At 59.4% G+C, this 12,908-nt stretch carries 20 protein-coding genes; all 20 read left to right on the forward strand.

The window, feature by feature from the left end:
- Positions 1-174: 174 nt before the first annotated feature.
- The gene (locus AC1RGE_RS00310; protein ID WP_492582927.1) at positions 175-903 is read left to right on the forward strand and encodes a DnaT-like ssDNA-binding domain-containing protein; all 729 of its coding nucleotides are present in this window, start codon (positions 175-177) and stop codon (positions 901-903) included.
- On the forward strand, positions 900-1,583 hold the full coding sequence (locus AC1RGE_RS00315) for a replication protein P (RefSeq protein ID WP_492582928.1): 684 nt from the start codon (positions 900-902) through the stop codon (positions 1,581-1,583). The genes AC1RGE_RS00310 and AC1RGE_RS00315 overlap by 4 nt, the downstream gene beginning before the upstream one ends.
- Positions 1,580-1,798 carry a hypothetical protein gene (locus AC1RGE_RS00320; protein ID WP_401400732.1) on the forward strand — a complete coding sequence of 73 codons (219 nt, stop codon included), beginning with the start codon at positions 1,580-1,582 and terminating at the stop codon, positions 1,796-1,798. Before AC1RGE_RS00315 ends, AC1RGE_RS00320 begins: the two co-directional genes overlap by 4 nt.
- Positions 1,780-2,076, forward strand: coding sequence for a DUF1364 domain-containing protein (locus AC1RGE_RS00325; protein ID WP_492582929.1), 297 nt, complete (start codon positions 1,780-1,782; stop codon positions 2,074-2,076). The genes AC1RGE_RS00320 and AC1RGE_RS00325 overlap by 19 nt, the downstream gene beginning before the upstream one ends.
- Entirely contained in the window at positions 2,073-3,362 is a 1,290-nt protein-coding gene (locus AC1RGE_RS00330) for a tyrosine-type recombinase/integrase (RefSeq protein WP_492582930.1), read from the forward strand. Before AC1RGE_RS00325 ends, AC1RGE_RS00330 begins: the two co-directional genes overlap by 4 nt.
- Positions 3,359-3,550 carry a hypothetical protein gene (locus AC1RGE_RS00335; RefSeq protein ID WP_492582931.1) on the forward strand — a complete coding sequence of 64 codons (192 nt, stop codon included), beginning with the start codon at positions 3,359-3,361 and terminating at the stop codon, positions 3,548-3,550. The genes AC1RGE_RS00330 and AC1RGE_RS00335 overlap by 4 nt, the downstream gene beginning before the upstream one ends.
- Positions 3,547-3,867, forward strand: coding sequence for a hypothetical protein (locus AC1RGE_RS00340; protein ID WP_492582932.1), 321 nt, complete (start codon positions 3,547-3,549; stop codon positions 3,865-3,867). The genes AC1RGE_RS00335 and AC1RGE_RS00340 overlap by 4 nt, the downstream gene beginning before the upstream one ends.
- A 2-nt stretch (positions 3,868-3,869) precedes the next feature.
- On the forward strand, positions 3,870-4,556 hold the full coding sequence (locus tag AC1RGE_RS00345; protein ID WP_492582933.1) for a hypothetical protein: 687 nt from the start codon (positions 3,870-3,872) through the stop codon (positions 4,554-4,556).
- A gap of 21 nt (positions 4,557-4,577) precedes the next feature.
- Positions 4,578-5,447 (forward strand): hypothetical protein, encoded by an 870-nt coding sequence (locus AC1RGE_RS00350; RefSeq protein WP_492582934.1) that lies wholly within the window; start codon positions 4,578-4,580, stop codon positions 5,445-5,447.
- A 316-nt stretch (positions 5,448-5,763) separates the two neighbouring features.
- Positions 5,764-6,087, forward strand: coding sequence for a phage holin, lambda family (locus AC1RGE_RS00355; RefSeq protein ID WP_010954710.1), 324 nt, complete (start codon positions 5,764-5,766; stop codon positions 6,085-6,087).
- Entirely contained in the window at positions 6,087-6,422 is a 336-nt protein-coding gene (locus AC1RGE_RS00360; protein ID WP_492582935.1) for an HNH endonuclease, read from the forward strand. Before AC1RGE_RS00355 ends, AC1RGE_RS00360 begins: the two co-directional genes overlap by 1 nt.
- A 114-nt stretch (positions 6,423-6,536) precedes the next feature.
- Positions 6,537-7,082, forward strand: a complete 546-nt coding sequence (locus AC1RGE_RS00365) for a terminase small subunit (RefSeq protein ID WP_492582936.1) — start codon at positions 6,537-6,539, stop codon at positions 7,080-7,082.
- On the forward strand, positions 7,079-8,767 hold the full coding sequence (locus AC1RGE_RS00370; protein ID WP_492582937.1) for a terminase large subunit: 1,689 nt from the start codon (positions 7,079-7,081) through the stop codon (positions 8,765-8,767). Before AC1RGE_RS00365 ends, AC1RGE_RS00370 begins: the two co-directional genes overlap by 4 nt.
- 2 nt (positions 8,768-8,769) lie before the next feature.
- Entirely contained in the window at positions 8,770-9,984 is a 1,215-nt protein-coding gene (locus AC1RGE_RS00375; protein WP_492582938.1) for a phage portal protein, read from the forward strand.
- Positions 9,971-10,612 (forward strand): HK97 family phage prohead protease, encoded by a 642-nt coding sequence (locus tag AC1RGE_RS00380; RefSeq protein ID WP_492582939.1) that lies wholly within the window; start codon positions 9,971-9,973, stop codon positions 10,610-10,612. Before AC1RGE_RS00375 ends, AC1RGE_RS00380 begins: the two co-directional genes overlap by 14 nt.
- Complete coding sequence (locus AC1RGE_RS00385; protein ID WP_492582940.1) at positions 10,609-11,805, forward strand: phage major capsid protein; 1,197 nt, start codon at positions 10,609-10,611, stop codon at positions 11,803-11,805. The genes AC1RGE_RS00380 and AC1RGE_RS00385 overlap by 4 nt, the downstream gene beginning before the upstream one ends.
- A gap of 64 nt (positions 11,806-11,869) precedes the next feature.
- Positions 11,870-12,088 carry a hypothetical protein gene (locus tag AC1RGE_RS00390; protein WP_492582941.1) on the forward strand — a complete coding sequence of 73 codons (219 nt, stop codon included), beginning with the start codon at positions 11,870-11,872 and terminating at the stop codon, positions 12,086-12,088.
- Positions 12,089-12,388: a head-tail connector protein gene (locus tag AC1RGE_RS00395; RefSeq protein WP_492582942.1), complete on the forward strand. Its 300-nt coding sequence runs from the start codon at positions 12,089-12,091 to the stop codon at positions 12,386-12,388.
- Positions 12,388-12,714, forward strand: coding sequence for a phage head closure protein (locus AC1RGE_RS00400; protein ID WP_492582943.1), 327 nt, complete (start codon positions 12,388-12,390; stop codon positions 12,712-12,714). Before AC1RGE_RS00395 ends, AC1RGE_RS00400 begins: the two co-directional genes overlap by 1 nt.
- Before the next feature lie 8 nt (positions 12,715-12,722).
- On the forward strand, positions 12,723-12,908 hold the full coding sequence (locus AC1RGE_RS00405; protein ID WP_492582944.1) for a hypothetical protein: 186 nt from the start codon (positions 12,723-12,725) through the stop codon (positions 12,906-12,908).

Below are 12,908 nucleotides of genomic sequence, written 5' to 3' on the forward strand. Positions count from 1 at the left end.
AGTGCCGAATAGCAGGCATAAAAAAACCGCCTGGCAGGGCGGTCTTCTGAAACATCAAACGAGGTCGATTATGCATTGCTCAATCGATGCACGCAACACCCAGCCAATTCCGTCAGATCTCAGTAAAAGCCAAAAACTGGCGCGTCAGTCCTATTGCAGAGGAGGGCACGCGTAATGGCCCGTATCCGCACCATCAAGCCTGAATTCTGGACCAGCGAGCAGGTCATGGAGTGCTCGACGATGGCTCGACTCCTATTCATCGGCCTCTGGAACTTCTGCGACGACGCAGGCAACCACCCAATGTCACCAAAGACCATCAAGGCTCTTGTTTTTCCGGGTGACGATATCACTGCCCTTGCTGTTGAGGCGCTGATCAATGAGCTGGTGTCGAATCAACTGGTATCCCTCTACGAGGCCTCGTCGAAACAGTACCTGCACATCAATGGATGGCATCACCAGAAGATCGACCGCCCAACGGTAAAGCATCCTGAATTCGTCGAACCCTCGACGAGCCCTCGTCGAGAGTGCGCCGAGGGCTCGTCTAACGATGGCCGAGCCCTCACCCCCGGAAGGGAAGGGAAGGGAAGTAATACACACTCACCGCGCGAGCCGTTCGCGATGTTTCTCGAGTGGGCTCCTGATCCGGCGCAGCTCGAGGCTTACGCCAAGCGATCGGGAGTTCCCATCGCAGAGTTTTCTATCGAAGCCATCGCCGGGTTCGTCGTCCATCACGACGCCAAGGGGTTGGCCAAGACTGAGCTTCAGTGGATTGCTGACCTGGTTGGCTGGGTCAAGCGTGACCTTGCCAGGGCAGCCAAGGTTGTTCCGCTGCGCGGCGGCTCCAGCGGCTCAGCATTCGACGACGACGACACCTCCTGGGCGTCTCAGGAGGTCGGGCCATGAACCAAGTCTCGACGATCCTTCCAGGCCTATGGGGCAAGGTCCAGTCAGGTCAGAAAGTCACATCAACCACGCAGTTGCCACCAGAAGTCAGAGCGGAACTGGATCGGCAGACCGCGGCAGTGATCAATGGCTTGTTTCGTGATCTGCGTGCGATCTGCGGCGCCTGGAAGCAAGCCTGGCCAGATATGCCGGCGTACAAGGCCGCAAAGCAGCAGTGGCTGGCCGCGTTTATGGATGCGGGGATCTGCTCCGTAGAGCAATTGCAGTTCGGCCTCATGCGGTGCCGGCAGTCAGGCCGCGAGTTCATCCCGGCCCCGGGCAAGTTCATCGAGTGGTGCCAACCCTCTCCGGAGATGCTCGGCCTGCCCGCTCTGGCCGCCGCATTTCGCGAGGCTACCCGCAACGCTCATCCAGCCATTGCTGGCCGCGGCAAGTGGAGCCATGACGCGGTATGGCATGCAGCGAAGGAGTGCGGGCTCGAGAACCTCAACAAGCTTCCAGCGGATGCAAGCTCGAAACTGTTCGAGCGCAATTACACCATTGCCGTTCGCCGCCTAATGGCAGGCGAGCCGCTGCAGAAGATGCCTTTGGCGCTTCCAGAAAAGGCTGAAGCCCGCCGGACCCCTCAAGTCGGCAACGAAGCACTGGCGGCCATTCGTGCCGCAAGGAGAAGCGCATGACAGACCCAATGCACCTGCAGCCACGGCTGCCCGAATATCGCTACGCGCTCTACTGCAGGTCCGACCTGTTCGGGCTCTGCGAAACCCCACAACCACCGATAGCGCTCTACCGCGAGAAGGAGCTTGCAGTTGCCCACGGCAGCCGCATGTGGCCGAGCGCGTATCGCGTCATCGACCTTCATGGAGAAGACAGCCCATGCGGCAATCGAAATTGACCAGGGCCGCACGCGGACGGGAATGCCAGGTGCGCATTCCAGATGTCTGCAATGGCGACCCCGAAACCACCGTGCTTGCCCATTACCGCCTGGCTGGAACCTGTGGCGTCGGTAAGAAGCCGCACGACATGCAGGGCGCCTGGTGCTGCAGCGCCTGCCATGACGCATGCGACGGTCGTAGTCGCGCCATCGACCGTGCCACAGCTCGCCAGTATCACGCCGAGGGCGTTATGCGCACCCAGGCCGTGCTGCTCAATGAAGGAGTCCTGATCGCATGACAAACACCGCCGCTGTAAAGATCAGCGATGCCGAGATCCGCCGCCAGGCCGAAGGGCGGGCCCGTGACTTGCGCGCCCTGGGCAATCAGGGCCTGTACTTCAGATTTCACAAGTCCCGCGCGCGCGGTTCCTGGTATCTGGTCATCAAGGGCAAGTGGAATCTCATTGGCAGCTATCCAGAGCTGAGCGCTGCCAAGGTGGCGGCTGCGCTACCAGATATCCGCCTGCGCCTGGAGGCGGGTGAGAGCTCCAGTCTGTCGAGCTGGGTGCTGACCGGTGAGCTGCTGGCCTGGTTCGCTGAGCGCATGGCTCGTGACCGAAATCTGTCGACAAAGCGCAAGAGCACGGCGGTGTCGGCGATCAAGCAGCACCTGGTCCCGCGCCTCGGCCAGATCCCACTGGCTCAGATCGATAAGGCGCTGCTCGATCGCGAGCTGATGTGGCCGCTGCAAGAGTCGCTGTCGATCGACTATGTGCGCCTTGTGTTCCAGCTGCTGGCCCTGGCCTTCCGTCGCGCCTCCAAGCTTGGACTGATCAGTTCCAACCCCATGGCCAGCATTCGCTTCGGTGATTTCTCCAAGGCCAAGGTCACGGTCAAGCCTTCGCGTCTGCGTGGCGTACACCTGGAAGAGCTTCTGGGGCGCCTGCTGAGCACGCTCGCCCATAACCCGCAGCGTGGCGTGCTGTTCCTGATGATGCTGTGCCACGGCACCCGCCTGGGTGAAACCCGTCAGGCCCGTTGGAGTCATGTCAGCCTGGCTGAGCGCGAGTGGTTCATTCCTGCCGAGCACACGAAGACTGGCGTCGAGCACCGTCTGCCGCTGACCGACCAGGTGCGCTTCCTGCTGATGGCTTACCGCGAGATCCAGCGTAACCAGGGCTACGAAGGACAGTTCCTGTTCCCGGGTAGGCAAGGCAAGCCCATGAGTGAGGTGAAGGCGTGGGAGGTGTTTGCTGCCATCAGCCAGGGCGAGTGGACCAGTCACGACCTGCGCAAGTTGGCCCGCACCGGTTGGGCTGATCTGGGCGTCGATCACCTGGTGGGCGAGCTGCTAATCAACCATGCCATGGGCCACAACGTGAAGGTGTACATCCAGTCCGACATCATGGCCCGCAAGCGCGAGGCCCTGGAGAAGTGGCATGCACACCTTGATCAGAAGGGTTTGGTAGCGATTCACGGATTGACCGGTGATAGATCCGTTGATTCAGGGATTCTGCTGAGAGCCGCAGAGCGTGCGGGCTACAGCGATATTTCGGAATCAACCATAAGCGAGGATTCGAAATGACCAGCGAAATCATTTTCGAGCCACGGATCAGCGTCTGGGGTTGCATAGCGATCCTGGTTGCTACCGCCCTCTGTAGAAGCTACGGCTGGGGTTTCCTGGGCCTGACAGCGGCGGCAGGGCTGCTCATCACTGCTGCTGCCATTGAGGGGGCGGCTATAGCTTTCATGAAGATCCGGAGGGGTGAATGAGGAAGGCCTACGGTCCATCTTTCAAGGTCGAACAGCTCGACCTGGCGCAGTGCTCTGCATGCCGCGGCAAGGCGTTCGTGAGCGGCGTGTTTCACCAGCTGCCATGCCTTCAATGCAACGCCTCGGGCTGGATCACTGCTGATACCGGCGATGCTCTACCGCTGGAGGTTCTGGTCAGCCAGCTAAGCCTGCGCCTGCAAATCGCAGAGACCCGGCTCAGCCAGCGCGAACAACAAGAACAAGTATCGGGCCCAGGGGCTGCGTATGCGGGCAACAACCGCCGCGGCGCCGGCGCGACCAACTACACAGGGGATTGATCATGGTTTACAGCAGCGTTTCTGGAGCAGTTGTTGCTGCAATGGCCGCCGGGGAGAAGGGGGCCGCAAAGGCCCAGGCTTGGCAAAAGTTGTATCGATCGGCAGAAGAGGAGGGCGGATGCCTGGCTTCTCTCGGAGGAGCATCGGGCGGTGGTGATCGAGCTCAAGTGGATTACTGGCTGTCGGCTCGCCTGCACCACATGCTCAAGGGGAAGCATTGGGATGTGCTGGTCGCCAAGTACAGCACCAATAAGGCAAAGAAAGTCCAGGCGATCACTTCGGTGAGGCCGCTCATCGCGAGTCCGGCACCGATGCTGTTCATCTACAAGGCGGTTACCGCCTGGGCCATCCCAAAACTTAAGGGCGCGCGCCGCAAAGCCCCAAAGTCCGTTTCGGTAGATATCCCGCTTGATGCCTCGGACTGGCGCCGGGAAGCCGTGGTGAGTGCCGCGATAGCTGCTGGCAAGGCGGCGAAGAGGCGGATCGAGGCGCTCGAGGAGGATGTAATCATCCTGCCTGACAGCTTCTACGACATGAACACCTGGGACCTGGATGCCACTCCGGAATCCACTCGGCGTCGCTGGAGGCAAGATATCAACGAGAAGCTGGATGATATGGTGGCTGACGGCTTGATCGCTGTAGAAGAGCTGTTGCGCCACGAAGGGTTGCTTGCAGAAAATGTCGCATGAGCTTCAAGTTTAGGGGCAGTTATGAAAAATGTAGCGGCAAATGTCAGAACCTTTGCGCCAGAGAGCTGGAGTGAAGCTGATTTTTTCAAGAAGTTTTACGAGGGAACTCATCAGCTGAAGCCAGATGCGAGGAAGGCTCTAAGTGGGGTCTCCAATCACTTTCACAAGGCTTCAATTCTATATGGGCTAGCCACAAAACTGCTGCCAAATATACAGATTGATGAGCAAGAGTTAATAAACAAAGGGCATACTTCGGCTATCAATGGGGCGGAGATATCAGCGGTTTTGGAGGAGGTGTTTACCGAGTTGTATGCTTCGGTAGAGTGTTTGAGGAAAGTAATTACAGGTATTTATGCTGGAACGCCGAGACTTCCCACTGATTCAACTCGTAGATTTTTCGATAGGGTAAGAAAAGAAGAGGTCGGGCCGCCTTTTCCTGCAGAACTAGTTAGCGCCGTTAAAGCTTGCCATTGGTACGATCGGCTCAGGGAAATGCGTGATGAGCTTACACATGCCGATATAGGGCGTGTCTCCCTTGATAGGGAGAGCAATAAAATTACTTATCAGCATCATGGCATCAGAGGTGACGGCCCTGTTCTTATTCTGAAAGATGTCATGAGCCATATTGATATATTGGCGACAGACATCAATAACTTTACGAGTGTGGTATTCCGCTATCTTAATACCCGCTTGGGTTTCATTATCGTAGACCAGGTGTGTGGTTTCTTTGGGGGGAGGGTGTACATGCGAAAGCTACCACTCGATCACTCATTGAATTTCCATACAGGCGAATGTGTTTCGTTAACGTGGTTCGATAGCACTGATAATTTTCGATGCCCTTTCGCAGATGACTGTGGGGCCTATTACGCTGCTCGCAAAAAAATGTGTTGACAGCTTATGAGCTAATGAGCGAAATTTATCTCATCCTGTCATTCCTGCGCATGTTGAGGAGTGATTTCCAAAAGCCCGACCACTGTGTCGGGCTTTTTCGTTCATGCAGATGACGGGTCCAGGCAGCTGGGCTAAGTCGGTAGTGGCGTGGATCAACGCCGTGCGCTCCCTGATCGACTACGCGATGAGAGTCTGGGGTACGCGACCCAGCGAGCCAGACCACCAAGCCGGACATGCACCGGCCCTCTGCACCCATTTGAGCCTCGGCAACTGCCGGGGCTTTTTCATTTGCGCTCCCCGAAAGGGAGGAACCGAGATGCCAAACATGCCCGAGAAGGATCCTGGCCTGTGGGCCGCTGTGCTCGCCTGGGTGCTGGCTCACCAGCCTCAGTTGTATGCCGCTGGCCTGTCGGTCGCGATTGCTGCTCTTCGGGTGGTGTATGGCGGCGGAACCAGGCGGCAGATGATGCTGGAAGGCGCGCTCTGCGGCCTCATTACCCTGGCCTTGGTGCCGCTGCTTGAATGGATGGGCTTGCCTCAAGGCATGGCCACCTTCGCTGGCGGTGCTGTCGGCTTCATGGGTGTGGAGAAGCTTCGCGGCTACTCCGATCTGTTCCTGTCTCGTAAGGCTCAGGGCTGATGGCCAGACTGAAGACGCTCGGCTCTCGCATTAAGGAGAGCTCAGGCCCGCGCGTGAAGGTTGTCATGCCCGGCAGTTGGCGTAGCGGCATGACCAGTTCCCAGCGTGGTTACGATTACCGATGGCAGAAGGCTCGCGAGCATTACCTGCGCGACAACCCGCTGTGTGTCTACTGCTCTAAGATCGGCAGGACCACAGCTGCAAGCGTGGTTGACCACAAGATCCCGCACCGCGGTGACATGACGCTGTTCTGGGATCAGGAGAACTGGCAGTCGCTATGCAAGCCCTGCCATGACTCGGTCAAGCAGGCCGAGGAAGCAAGAGGTTCCGCATAAGCACGTCAATGGCGTGCCACAAGGCCAGGGGGGGTAAAATATAGCGATTCTCACCTAGCTAGACCGCCTCCGATCCCACGCACAGATTTTTTCCCCCCACAGGATTTTTGTTAAATGGCTTTAACATCCCGCAAGCGCGCATTCATCGCAGCGCTGAGGGAAGGTGCGTCCAATCGAGCCGCAGCTGTGGCGGCTGGATATTCCGAGAAGACGGCGTCTGCGGCGGGCTCTCGGCTGGTAAAGGATAAGGACGTGGCGGCCGAATTGCTGAAGCTCCGCGCCCTGGGCCTGATGCCTCCAAATGTTAAAGGCGATGTTAAAGCAGATGTTAAAGCTGCACCTGCTTCGAAGGCCGCCAAAGAGATCACCCAAGCTCCAGAATCTTCGCCGGAAACTGAAGATCAAGCCGACCTAGAACCTGCTTGCTTCGACCTCATGCAGGCACTGCTTCACCGCGACCCGAAGGACTTCCTGTTGTCTGTAATGAACGACCTGGAGTCTGAGCCGAAGCTGCGCGTCGATGCAGCCAAGGCCCTAATGCCCTTCGTGCACCCTCGCAAAGGGGAGAGTGGCAAGAAGGATCAGGCGCAGGCCAAAGCTGAACAGGCATCCACCGGCAAGTTCGGTGCCCGGCGCGGTCCTCTGAGGGCAGTCAAATGATGGAGTGGACGACCGCATGCCCCGACTGGGAGCAGCGCATAGTTGCACGCCAAAGCCTGATCCCGTTCGAGCCGCTGTTCCCGGCTGAGGCCGAGGAAGCGCTTGATGTGTTCGGCGCCCTGCGAATGGTCGACGCCACTGGCAGCCCGCTGATGTGCGAGACGGTCCGCGACTGGGTGAACCAGTTCGTCGCTGCCATCTTCGGTGCCTATGACCCGGACGAGGGCCGGCGTCTGGTCAGTGAGTTCATGCTGCTGATCAGCAAGAAGAACGGCAAATCGACCATCGCAGCGGGCATCATGCTTACCGCCCTGGTCCTCAACTGGCGACCATCCGGCGAGTTCATCATCCTGGCGCCGACGAAGGAGATCGCCGACAACTCCTACATCCCGATCCGCGACATGGTGCGGGCGGACGAGGAGCTGGACGCCCTGCTCAAGGTTCAGGATCACTTGCGCACGGTCACCCATCGCCAGACCAACGCTACGCTCAAGGTGGTGGCAGCGGACAGCGAGACGGTATCCGGCAAGAAGGCGATCGGTGTTTTCATCGACGAGCTGTGGGTATTCGGCAAGCGCGCCAACGCCGAGGCCATGTTGCGGGAAGCCACCGGCGGCCTGGCCTCTCGTCCCGAGGGCTTCATCATCTGGGCAACCACCCAGTCCGATGCGCCCCCGGCCGGTGTCTTTCGGCAGAAGCTCATGTACGCCCGCAAGGTGCGGGACGGCGAGATCATCGACAAGTCGTTCCTGCCGGTGCTGTACGAGTTCCCGAAGGCGATGCTCGATGCCGGCGCCCACCGGGACTTCGCCAACGCCTACATCACCAACCCCAATCTGGGGCTGTCGGTGGATGAGCCGTTCATCGAGCGGGGCTATGCCCAAGCCCAGATGGACGGCGAGGAGTCTTTCCGTGGCTTCCTGGCCAAGCACCTCAACGTCGAGATCGGCCTGGCCCTGCTGTCGGACCGCTGGGCCGGCGCCGACTACTGGGAGTGTCAGGCCTCTGACAACTGCCGAACCCTGAGCGACCTGCTCGAGCGCTGCGAGGTGATCGATGTTGGTATCGACGGCGGCGGCCTGGATGACTTGCTCGGCTTCGCCGCCGTCGGGCGTGAGCGGGATACTCGACGCTGGCTGGTCTGGACCCACGCTTGGGCGCATCCGTCGGTACTGGAGCGCCGCAAGTCTGAGGCACCACGCATCCGCGACTTTGCCAACGATGGTCACCTGACCCTGGTGGAGCGCATCGGTGATGACGTCGACCAGATTGCTGAGCTGGTTGCCCAGGTCGAGGAGGCCGGCCTGCTTGATCAGGTTGGGCTTGACCCGGTCGGCATCGGCGCAATCCTCGACGCCCTAGAGGCCCGCGGCATTCCTCGCGAGAAGATCGGCGGCGTGAAGCAGGGATACACACTGGGCGGCGCGATCAAGACCGCCGAGCGCAAGCTTGCCGAGGGCGGCCTGTGGCATGGCGGTCAACCCATGATGGCCTGGTGCTGTGGCAACGCTAGGGTAGAGCCCCGCGGCAACGCAATTCTTATCACCAAGCAGGCCAGCGGCTCGGCAAAGATCGACCCGCTGATGGCGCTGTTCAACGCCGTGACGCTCCTAGCTCTCAACCCTGAGGCTCAGGGCGGAATGGCTGACTACCTGGATAACGGGTTCTTCGGACTTATAGGCTGACCATGGCATTCAAATGGTACAACCCCATGACCTGGGGCTTCTTCGGCTACACCGACCCGGCCACGGGCGACTATGTCGAGGTTGACCTTGAGGTTGGCGGCAAGCGCACCAAGGCCGGTGTGCGGGTCACCACCAAGACAGCCTTGTCGATCAGCATGGTTTGGTCCTGCGTCAAGATCCTTTCTGAATCATTGAGCGGTTTGCCGCTCAAGCTCTACGAGGACCATAAGGGCGACCGAACGCTGGTCACTGGTAGCGACCGGATGCTCAAGCTGCTGCGCAAGCCCAACCCCTACATGACCAGGCTGAACTTCCTCAAGTTCGTAGTCGTGAATATGGCGCTGCGCGGCAATGCGTTTGCCCTGATCGAGCGCAACATCCACGGCGAGCCGATAGGTCTGGTGCCGCTGGATGGTAGGGCGGTGAAGATCGATACCGAAGGCGACTTGCTCTATCTGGTCACTCCAAGCGAGGGCGACCCATTCCCGGTGTCCCCGGAGAACATGCTGCACTTCAAGTTATTCAGTCTGGACGGCATCGTCGGGCTATCACCGATCGAGCATCAAGCCGAAACCATGGGGCTGGCCAAGGCCGGCCAGCAGTGGTCGGCGCGCTTCATGCGAAAGGGTGGATTCACCGGCGGTTACGTCATATACGAGCAGTTCCTGACCAGCGCTCAGCAAGCCCGGGTGATGGAGAGGTTTCCCGACGTGCGGAAGGCTGATGCCGACGACATCGGCAAGATGGCCATCCTTCAGGGAAATCCAAAAATAGTCCCGGCTGGCATCAGCCAGAAGGATGCCCAGTTCATTGAGTCGCAGCAGTTCCAGGAGGAAGCCCTGGCGGGTATCTACGGCGTGCCGCTGTGGTTGGCCAATCGTGCGGGCAAGACATCAATCATGGGGTCGAACCTGGAGCAGCAGCTCATCGGGTTCATCACCTTCGGCCTTAAGCCCTACATCGACACCATCGAAGACGAGCTGAACAGCAAACTGTTCGGCAGCACCTCACGCTTCGTGGAGTTCGTGGTCGAGGGGTTGCTGCGTGCCGACAGCGCAGGCCGTGCTACCTATCTGGGGGCTGCCCTCGGCGGCTCAGGTGGCTCTGGCTGGATGACCATCAACGAAGCCCGCGCCAAAGAAAATCTGCCTCTCTTGGAAGGCGAAGAATACAACCGGGTGACCCGGTGGGAGGTACAGAAAAATGGCGACTCTTGAGGTTCCAATCGAGCTCAAGTCGGTTGATGACGCGGGCAACTTCGAAGCCTACGCCGCCGTGTTCAACAACGTGGATCTGGGCGACGACGTGATTATGCCGGGCGCCTTTACCCGCGTGAAAGCAATGCGCAACGGCAAGCTCAAGCTGGCGCTCTACCACGACCTGACCCGCCTAGTCGGAGCCGCCGATTACGTCCAGGACGACCACGGCTTGCTGCTCAAGGGCCAGGTCAATCTCAACGTCAGCTACGCCCGTGATGCCTATGAGCTGATGAAGGCCGACATCCTCGACAGCATGTCGATCGGCTTCAACACCATCAAGGCAGATTTCGAGGAGCGCGCCGGCCGGCGTGTACGCCTCATCAAGGAGGCTGAACTGTGGGAGGCCTCCTTCGTCCCGTTCGGCATGAACCCGGAGGCCCAAGTCCTCAGTGTCAAGTCGGACATCAGGCTTTTCGAGAAGGCGCTACGCGAACGCATGGGCCTCTCGCAGAAGGAGGCGGCTGCGGTCGCTTCGCTCGGCTATACCGCGCTGCGCCGTGATGGTGGCAGCGAGGCCACGGCGATCGTGGATGAGCTGAAAGAAATTCCCAACTTGTTCACCCAATATTTCGGAGTGTCGCTATGAGCGAAGTGAAAGAACTGAAGGATTCCCTGGAGCTGCAGCTGAAGAACGGTTTCACCGGGCTGCAGCAGAAGTACGACGCAGCCATGGCTGAAGTCGAGAAAGGCAACCAGGTTGCCGGTGATCTGAAGAAACAGATCGAAGATCAGAAAGGCGAACTGCAAAAGGTCATCGATCAGGTGCAGGACCTGGAGCAGAAGGGCGTCAAGCTGCGCGGTGGCCCTGGTGAAGGGAAAACCTTCATCGACATGATCAAGGGCGATGAGGCGTACAAAGCGCTCAATCAGAAATCGGCAAGTCGCGCCGAGATCGAGGTCACCAAGTCCGACCTGGCTGCCATGAAAGAAGTGAAGGTCACCAGCGCAGGAATCGTTGCGCCGATCTACGACCCGGTCATCCAGCAGGGTATCCGGCAAGAGCTGCGCATCCGGGATCTGCTGACTGCGATCCCTGTGACCGGACAGCAATACACATACTTCCGTGAGCTGCTGCACACCCGCGGGGCTGCTCCGGTCGCCGAGGGCGGCACCAAGCCAACCAGCAACGTGACCTTCGAGCCCGCTACCGACCGTGTCAAAAAGATCGCAGTATGGATGCCGGTCACCGAAGAAGCGCTGGACGATGTCCCACAGATGCAGGGTTACATCCAGGAACTGCTGCGCTACGACCTGAAGTTGGAAGAAGAAAACCAGATCCTCAAGGGTGACGGAACTGGCGAGAACCTGAATGGCCTCATGACCCAGGCAACGGTCTACAACAACACCCTGACCAAGGCCGGCGACACCTCGATCGACATCGTGCGTCGTGGCATCTACCAGGTGCGCAAGCAGTCGATGCTGTCGGCCGACGGCGTGGTGATGAGCGAACTCGATTGGATGAACATCGAGCTGCAGAAGGATGGTGAAAACCGTTACCTGTTCGCCAACCTGCAAGGCCTGGTGACTCCGGTCCTGTGGGGCCGCCCAGTGATCACCTCCGACAGCATGGATGAAGGCGATGCAGATGCCGGTGGTGAGTTCCTGATCGCGAACTTCGCTCGTGCCGCCATCCTGTATGACCGCATGACCTACCTGTTCAAGATGGGCTTGATCAACGACATGTTCATCAAGAACCAGGTAGCGCTGCTGGCTGAAGAGCGCCTGGGCCTCGGCGTCCGCCGCAAGGAAGCCCTGGTCAAGGGCAACTTCCCCAAATAGTCCTCATGCGAGGTCGATCACGACAGAGCCGGCATAACGCCGGCTCTTTGCTTCTGGAGGCAATATGAAAATCAGAGCACTGTGGGGGTTCACTGGCACCGCTGCGCTGTTGGGTGCCGAGTCAGCCAAGGTCAAGCGTGGGGATGTCTTCGAAGATGCCGACGATGAATATGGCCATACCCTGGTGGGCAAGGGGCTCGTCGAGGAGCTGAGCGACGACGGTAAACCCAAGGTAACCAAGCCCAAGGAATCGAAGCCGGCGGCGCCGAAAGAGAGCAAGTAAATGCTCGATCTTGCCAACGTCAAACTGCACCTGCGCGTCGATGGTGACGACGAGGACACTCTGATCAGTGGTTACATCGAGGCGGCCAAGGCTCACGTCGAGCAACACTGCGACCGGAAGCTGGTCGATGGTGACCCCGCGGAACCCGAGGAGATGGGGCTGACCCGCGATGTCGAGCAGGCGGTCCTGCTGCTGGTCGGGCATTGGTACGCCAATCGTGAGGCTGTGGTCGTGGGCACCATCGCCACCACCATGCCGCTCGCAGTCGAAAGGCTGCTCTGGTACAGGAAGAGATTCTAATGAGAGCCGGACCCATGCGTCACCGCGGACTTCTGAGTAAGGAGGAGCGCATCCAGAACAACTCTGGCGGCTACGACCGGGAGTGGGTCGATGTTGGCAAGGTATGGGCAGAGATCACGATGCCCACCGGCCGCATCATGCCAGTAGCAGAACAGCTTCAAGCGGTGATCAGCGCCGAGATTCGTATCCGGCCTAGGCCTGACGTCGTCGCGGGCTGGCGATTCACTGATCTGCGATCCGGGGCGACCTACACCATCGAGGCTCCCCTGCTCAATAACGAACGGGACCTGCTGCGCCTGCTGTGCTCCAGCGTCCCCAACCCATGAGGTGAAGTATGAAAATTCGTGCATTGGGCGTGCTCTCTGGTGCGTCCGGCGAGCGTGAGAAGGGCGAGGAGTTCGTGGTCGACAAGGAGTATGGCGCCGGACTGATCGCCCGCGGCTACGCCGAGGAGGTCCTTGAGGTGGCATCTGCCGAAAAGGTATCCAGGCCAGGGAAGCCTGAGCAGCAAAAGGAGTAG

The sequence above is a fragment of the Pseudomonas sp. GW823-FHT02C05 genome (assembly GCF_058797595.1).

Coding starts and splice junctions, on each gene's coding strand:
- AC1RGE_RS00355 (WP_010954710.1), top strand. CDS start 5,764: ATGCCAAACATGCCCGAGAAGGATCCTGGCCTGTGGGCCGCTGTGCTC.
- AC1RGE_RS00340 (WP_492582932.1), top strand. CDS start 3,547: ATGAGGAAGGCCTACGGTCCATCTTTCAAGGTCGAACAGCTCGACCTG.
- AC1RGE_RS00350 (WP_492582934.1), top strand. CDS start 4,578: ATGAAAAATGTAGCGGCAAATGTCAGAACCTTTGCGCCAGAGAGCTGG.
- AC1RGE_RS00395 (WP_492582942.1), top strand. CDS start 12,089: ATGCTCGATCTTGCCAACGTCAAACTGCACCTGCGCGTCGATGGTGAC.
- AC1RGE_RS00335 (WP_492582931.1), top strand. CDS start 3,359: ATGACCAGCGAAATCATTTTCGAGCCACGGATCAGCGTCTGGGGTTGC.
- AC1RGE_RS00375 (WP_492582938.1), top strand. CDS start 8,770: ATGGCATTCAAATGGTACAACCCCATGACCTGGGGCTTCTTCGGCTAC.
- AC1RGE_RS00330 (WP_492582930.1), top strand. CDS start 2,073: ATGACAAACACCGCCGCTGTAAAGATCAGCGATGCCGAGATCCGCCGC.
- AC1RGE_RS00380 (WP_492582939.1), top strand. CDS start 9,971: ATGGCGACTCTTGAGGTTCCAATCGAGCTCAAGTCGGTTGATGACGCG.
- AC1RGE_RS00405 (WP_492582944.1), top strand. CDS start 12,723: ATGAAAATTCGTGCATTGGGCGTGCTCTCTGGTGCGTCCGGCGAGCGT.
- AC1RGE_RS00310 (WP_492582927.1), top strand. CDS start 175: ATGGCCCGTATCCGCACCATCAAGCCTGAATTCTGGACCAGCGAGCAG.
- AC1RGE_RS00390 (WP_492582941.1), top strand. CDS start 11,870: ATGAAAATCAGAGCACTGTGGGGGTTCACTGGCACCGCTGCGCTGTTG.
- AC1RGE_RS00345 (WP_492582933.1), top strand. CDS start 3,870: ATGGTTTACAGCAGCGTTTCTGGAGCAGTTGTTGCTGCAATGGCCGCC.
- AC1RGE_RS00320 (WP_401400732.1), top strand. CDS start 1,580: ATGACAGACCCAATGCACCTGCAGCCACGGCTGCCCGAATATCGCTAC.
- AC1RGE_RS00315 (WP_492582928.1), top strand. CDS start 900: ATGAACCAAGTCTCGACGATCCTTCCAGGCCTATGGGGCAAGGTCCAG.
- AC1RGE_RS00370 (WP_492582937.1), top strand. CDS start 7,079: ATGATGGAGTGGACGACCGCATGCCCCGACTGGGAGCAGCGCATAGTT.
- AC1RGE_RS00400 (WP_492582943.1), top strand. CDS start 12,388: ATGAGAGCCGGACCCATGCGTCACCGCGGACTTCTGAGTAAGGAGGAG.
- AC1RGE_RS00385 (WP_492582940.1), top strand. CDS start 10,609: ATGAGCGAAGTGAAAGAACTGAAGGATTCCCTGGAGCTGCAGCTGAAG.
- AC1RGE_RS00325 (WP_492582929.1), top strand. CDS start 1,780: ATGCGGCAATCGAAATTGACCAGGGCCGCACGCGGACGGGAATGCCAG.
- AC1RGE_RS00360 (WP_492582935.1), top strand. CDS start 6,087: ATGGCCAGACTGAAGACGCTCGGCTCTCGCATTAAGGAGAGCTCAGGC.
- AC1RGE_RS00365 (WP_492582936.1), top strand. CDS start 6,537: ATGGCTTTAACATCCCGCAAGCGCGCATTCATCGCAGCGCTGAGGGAA.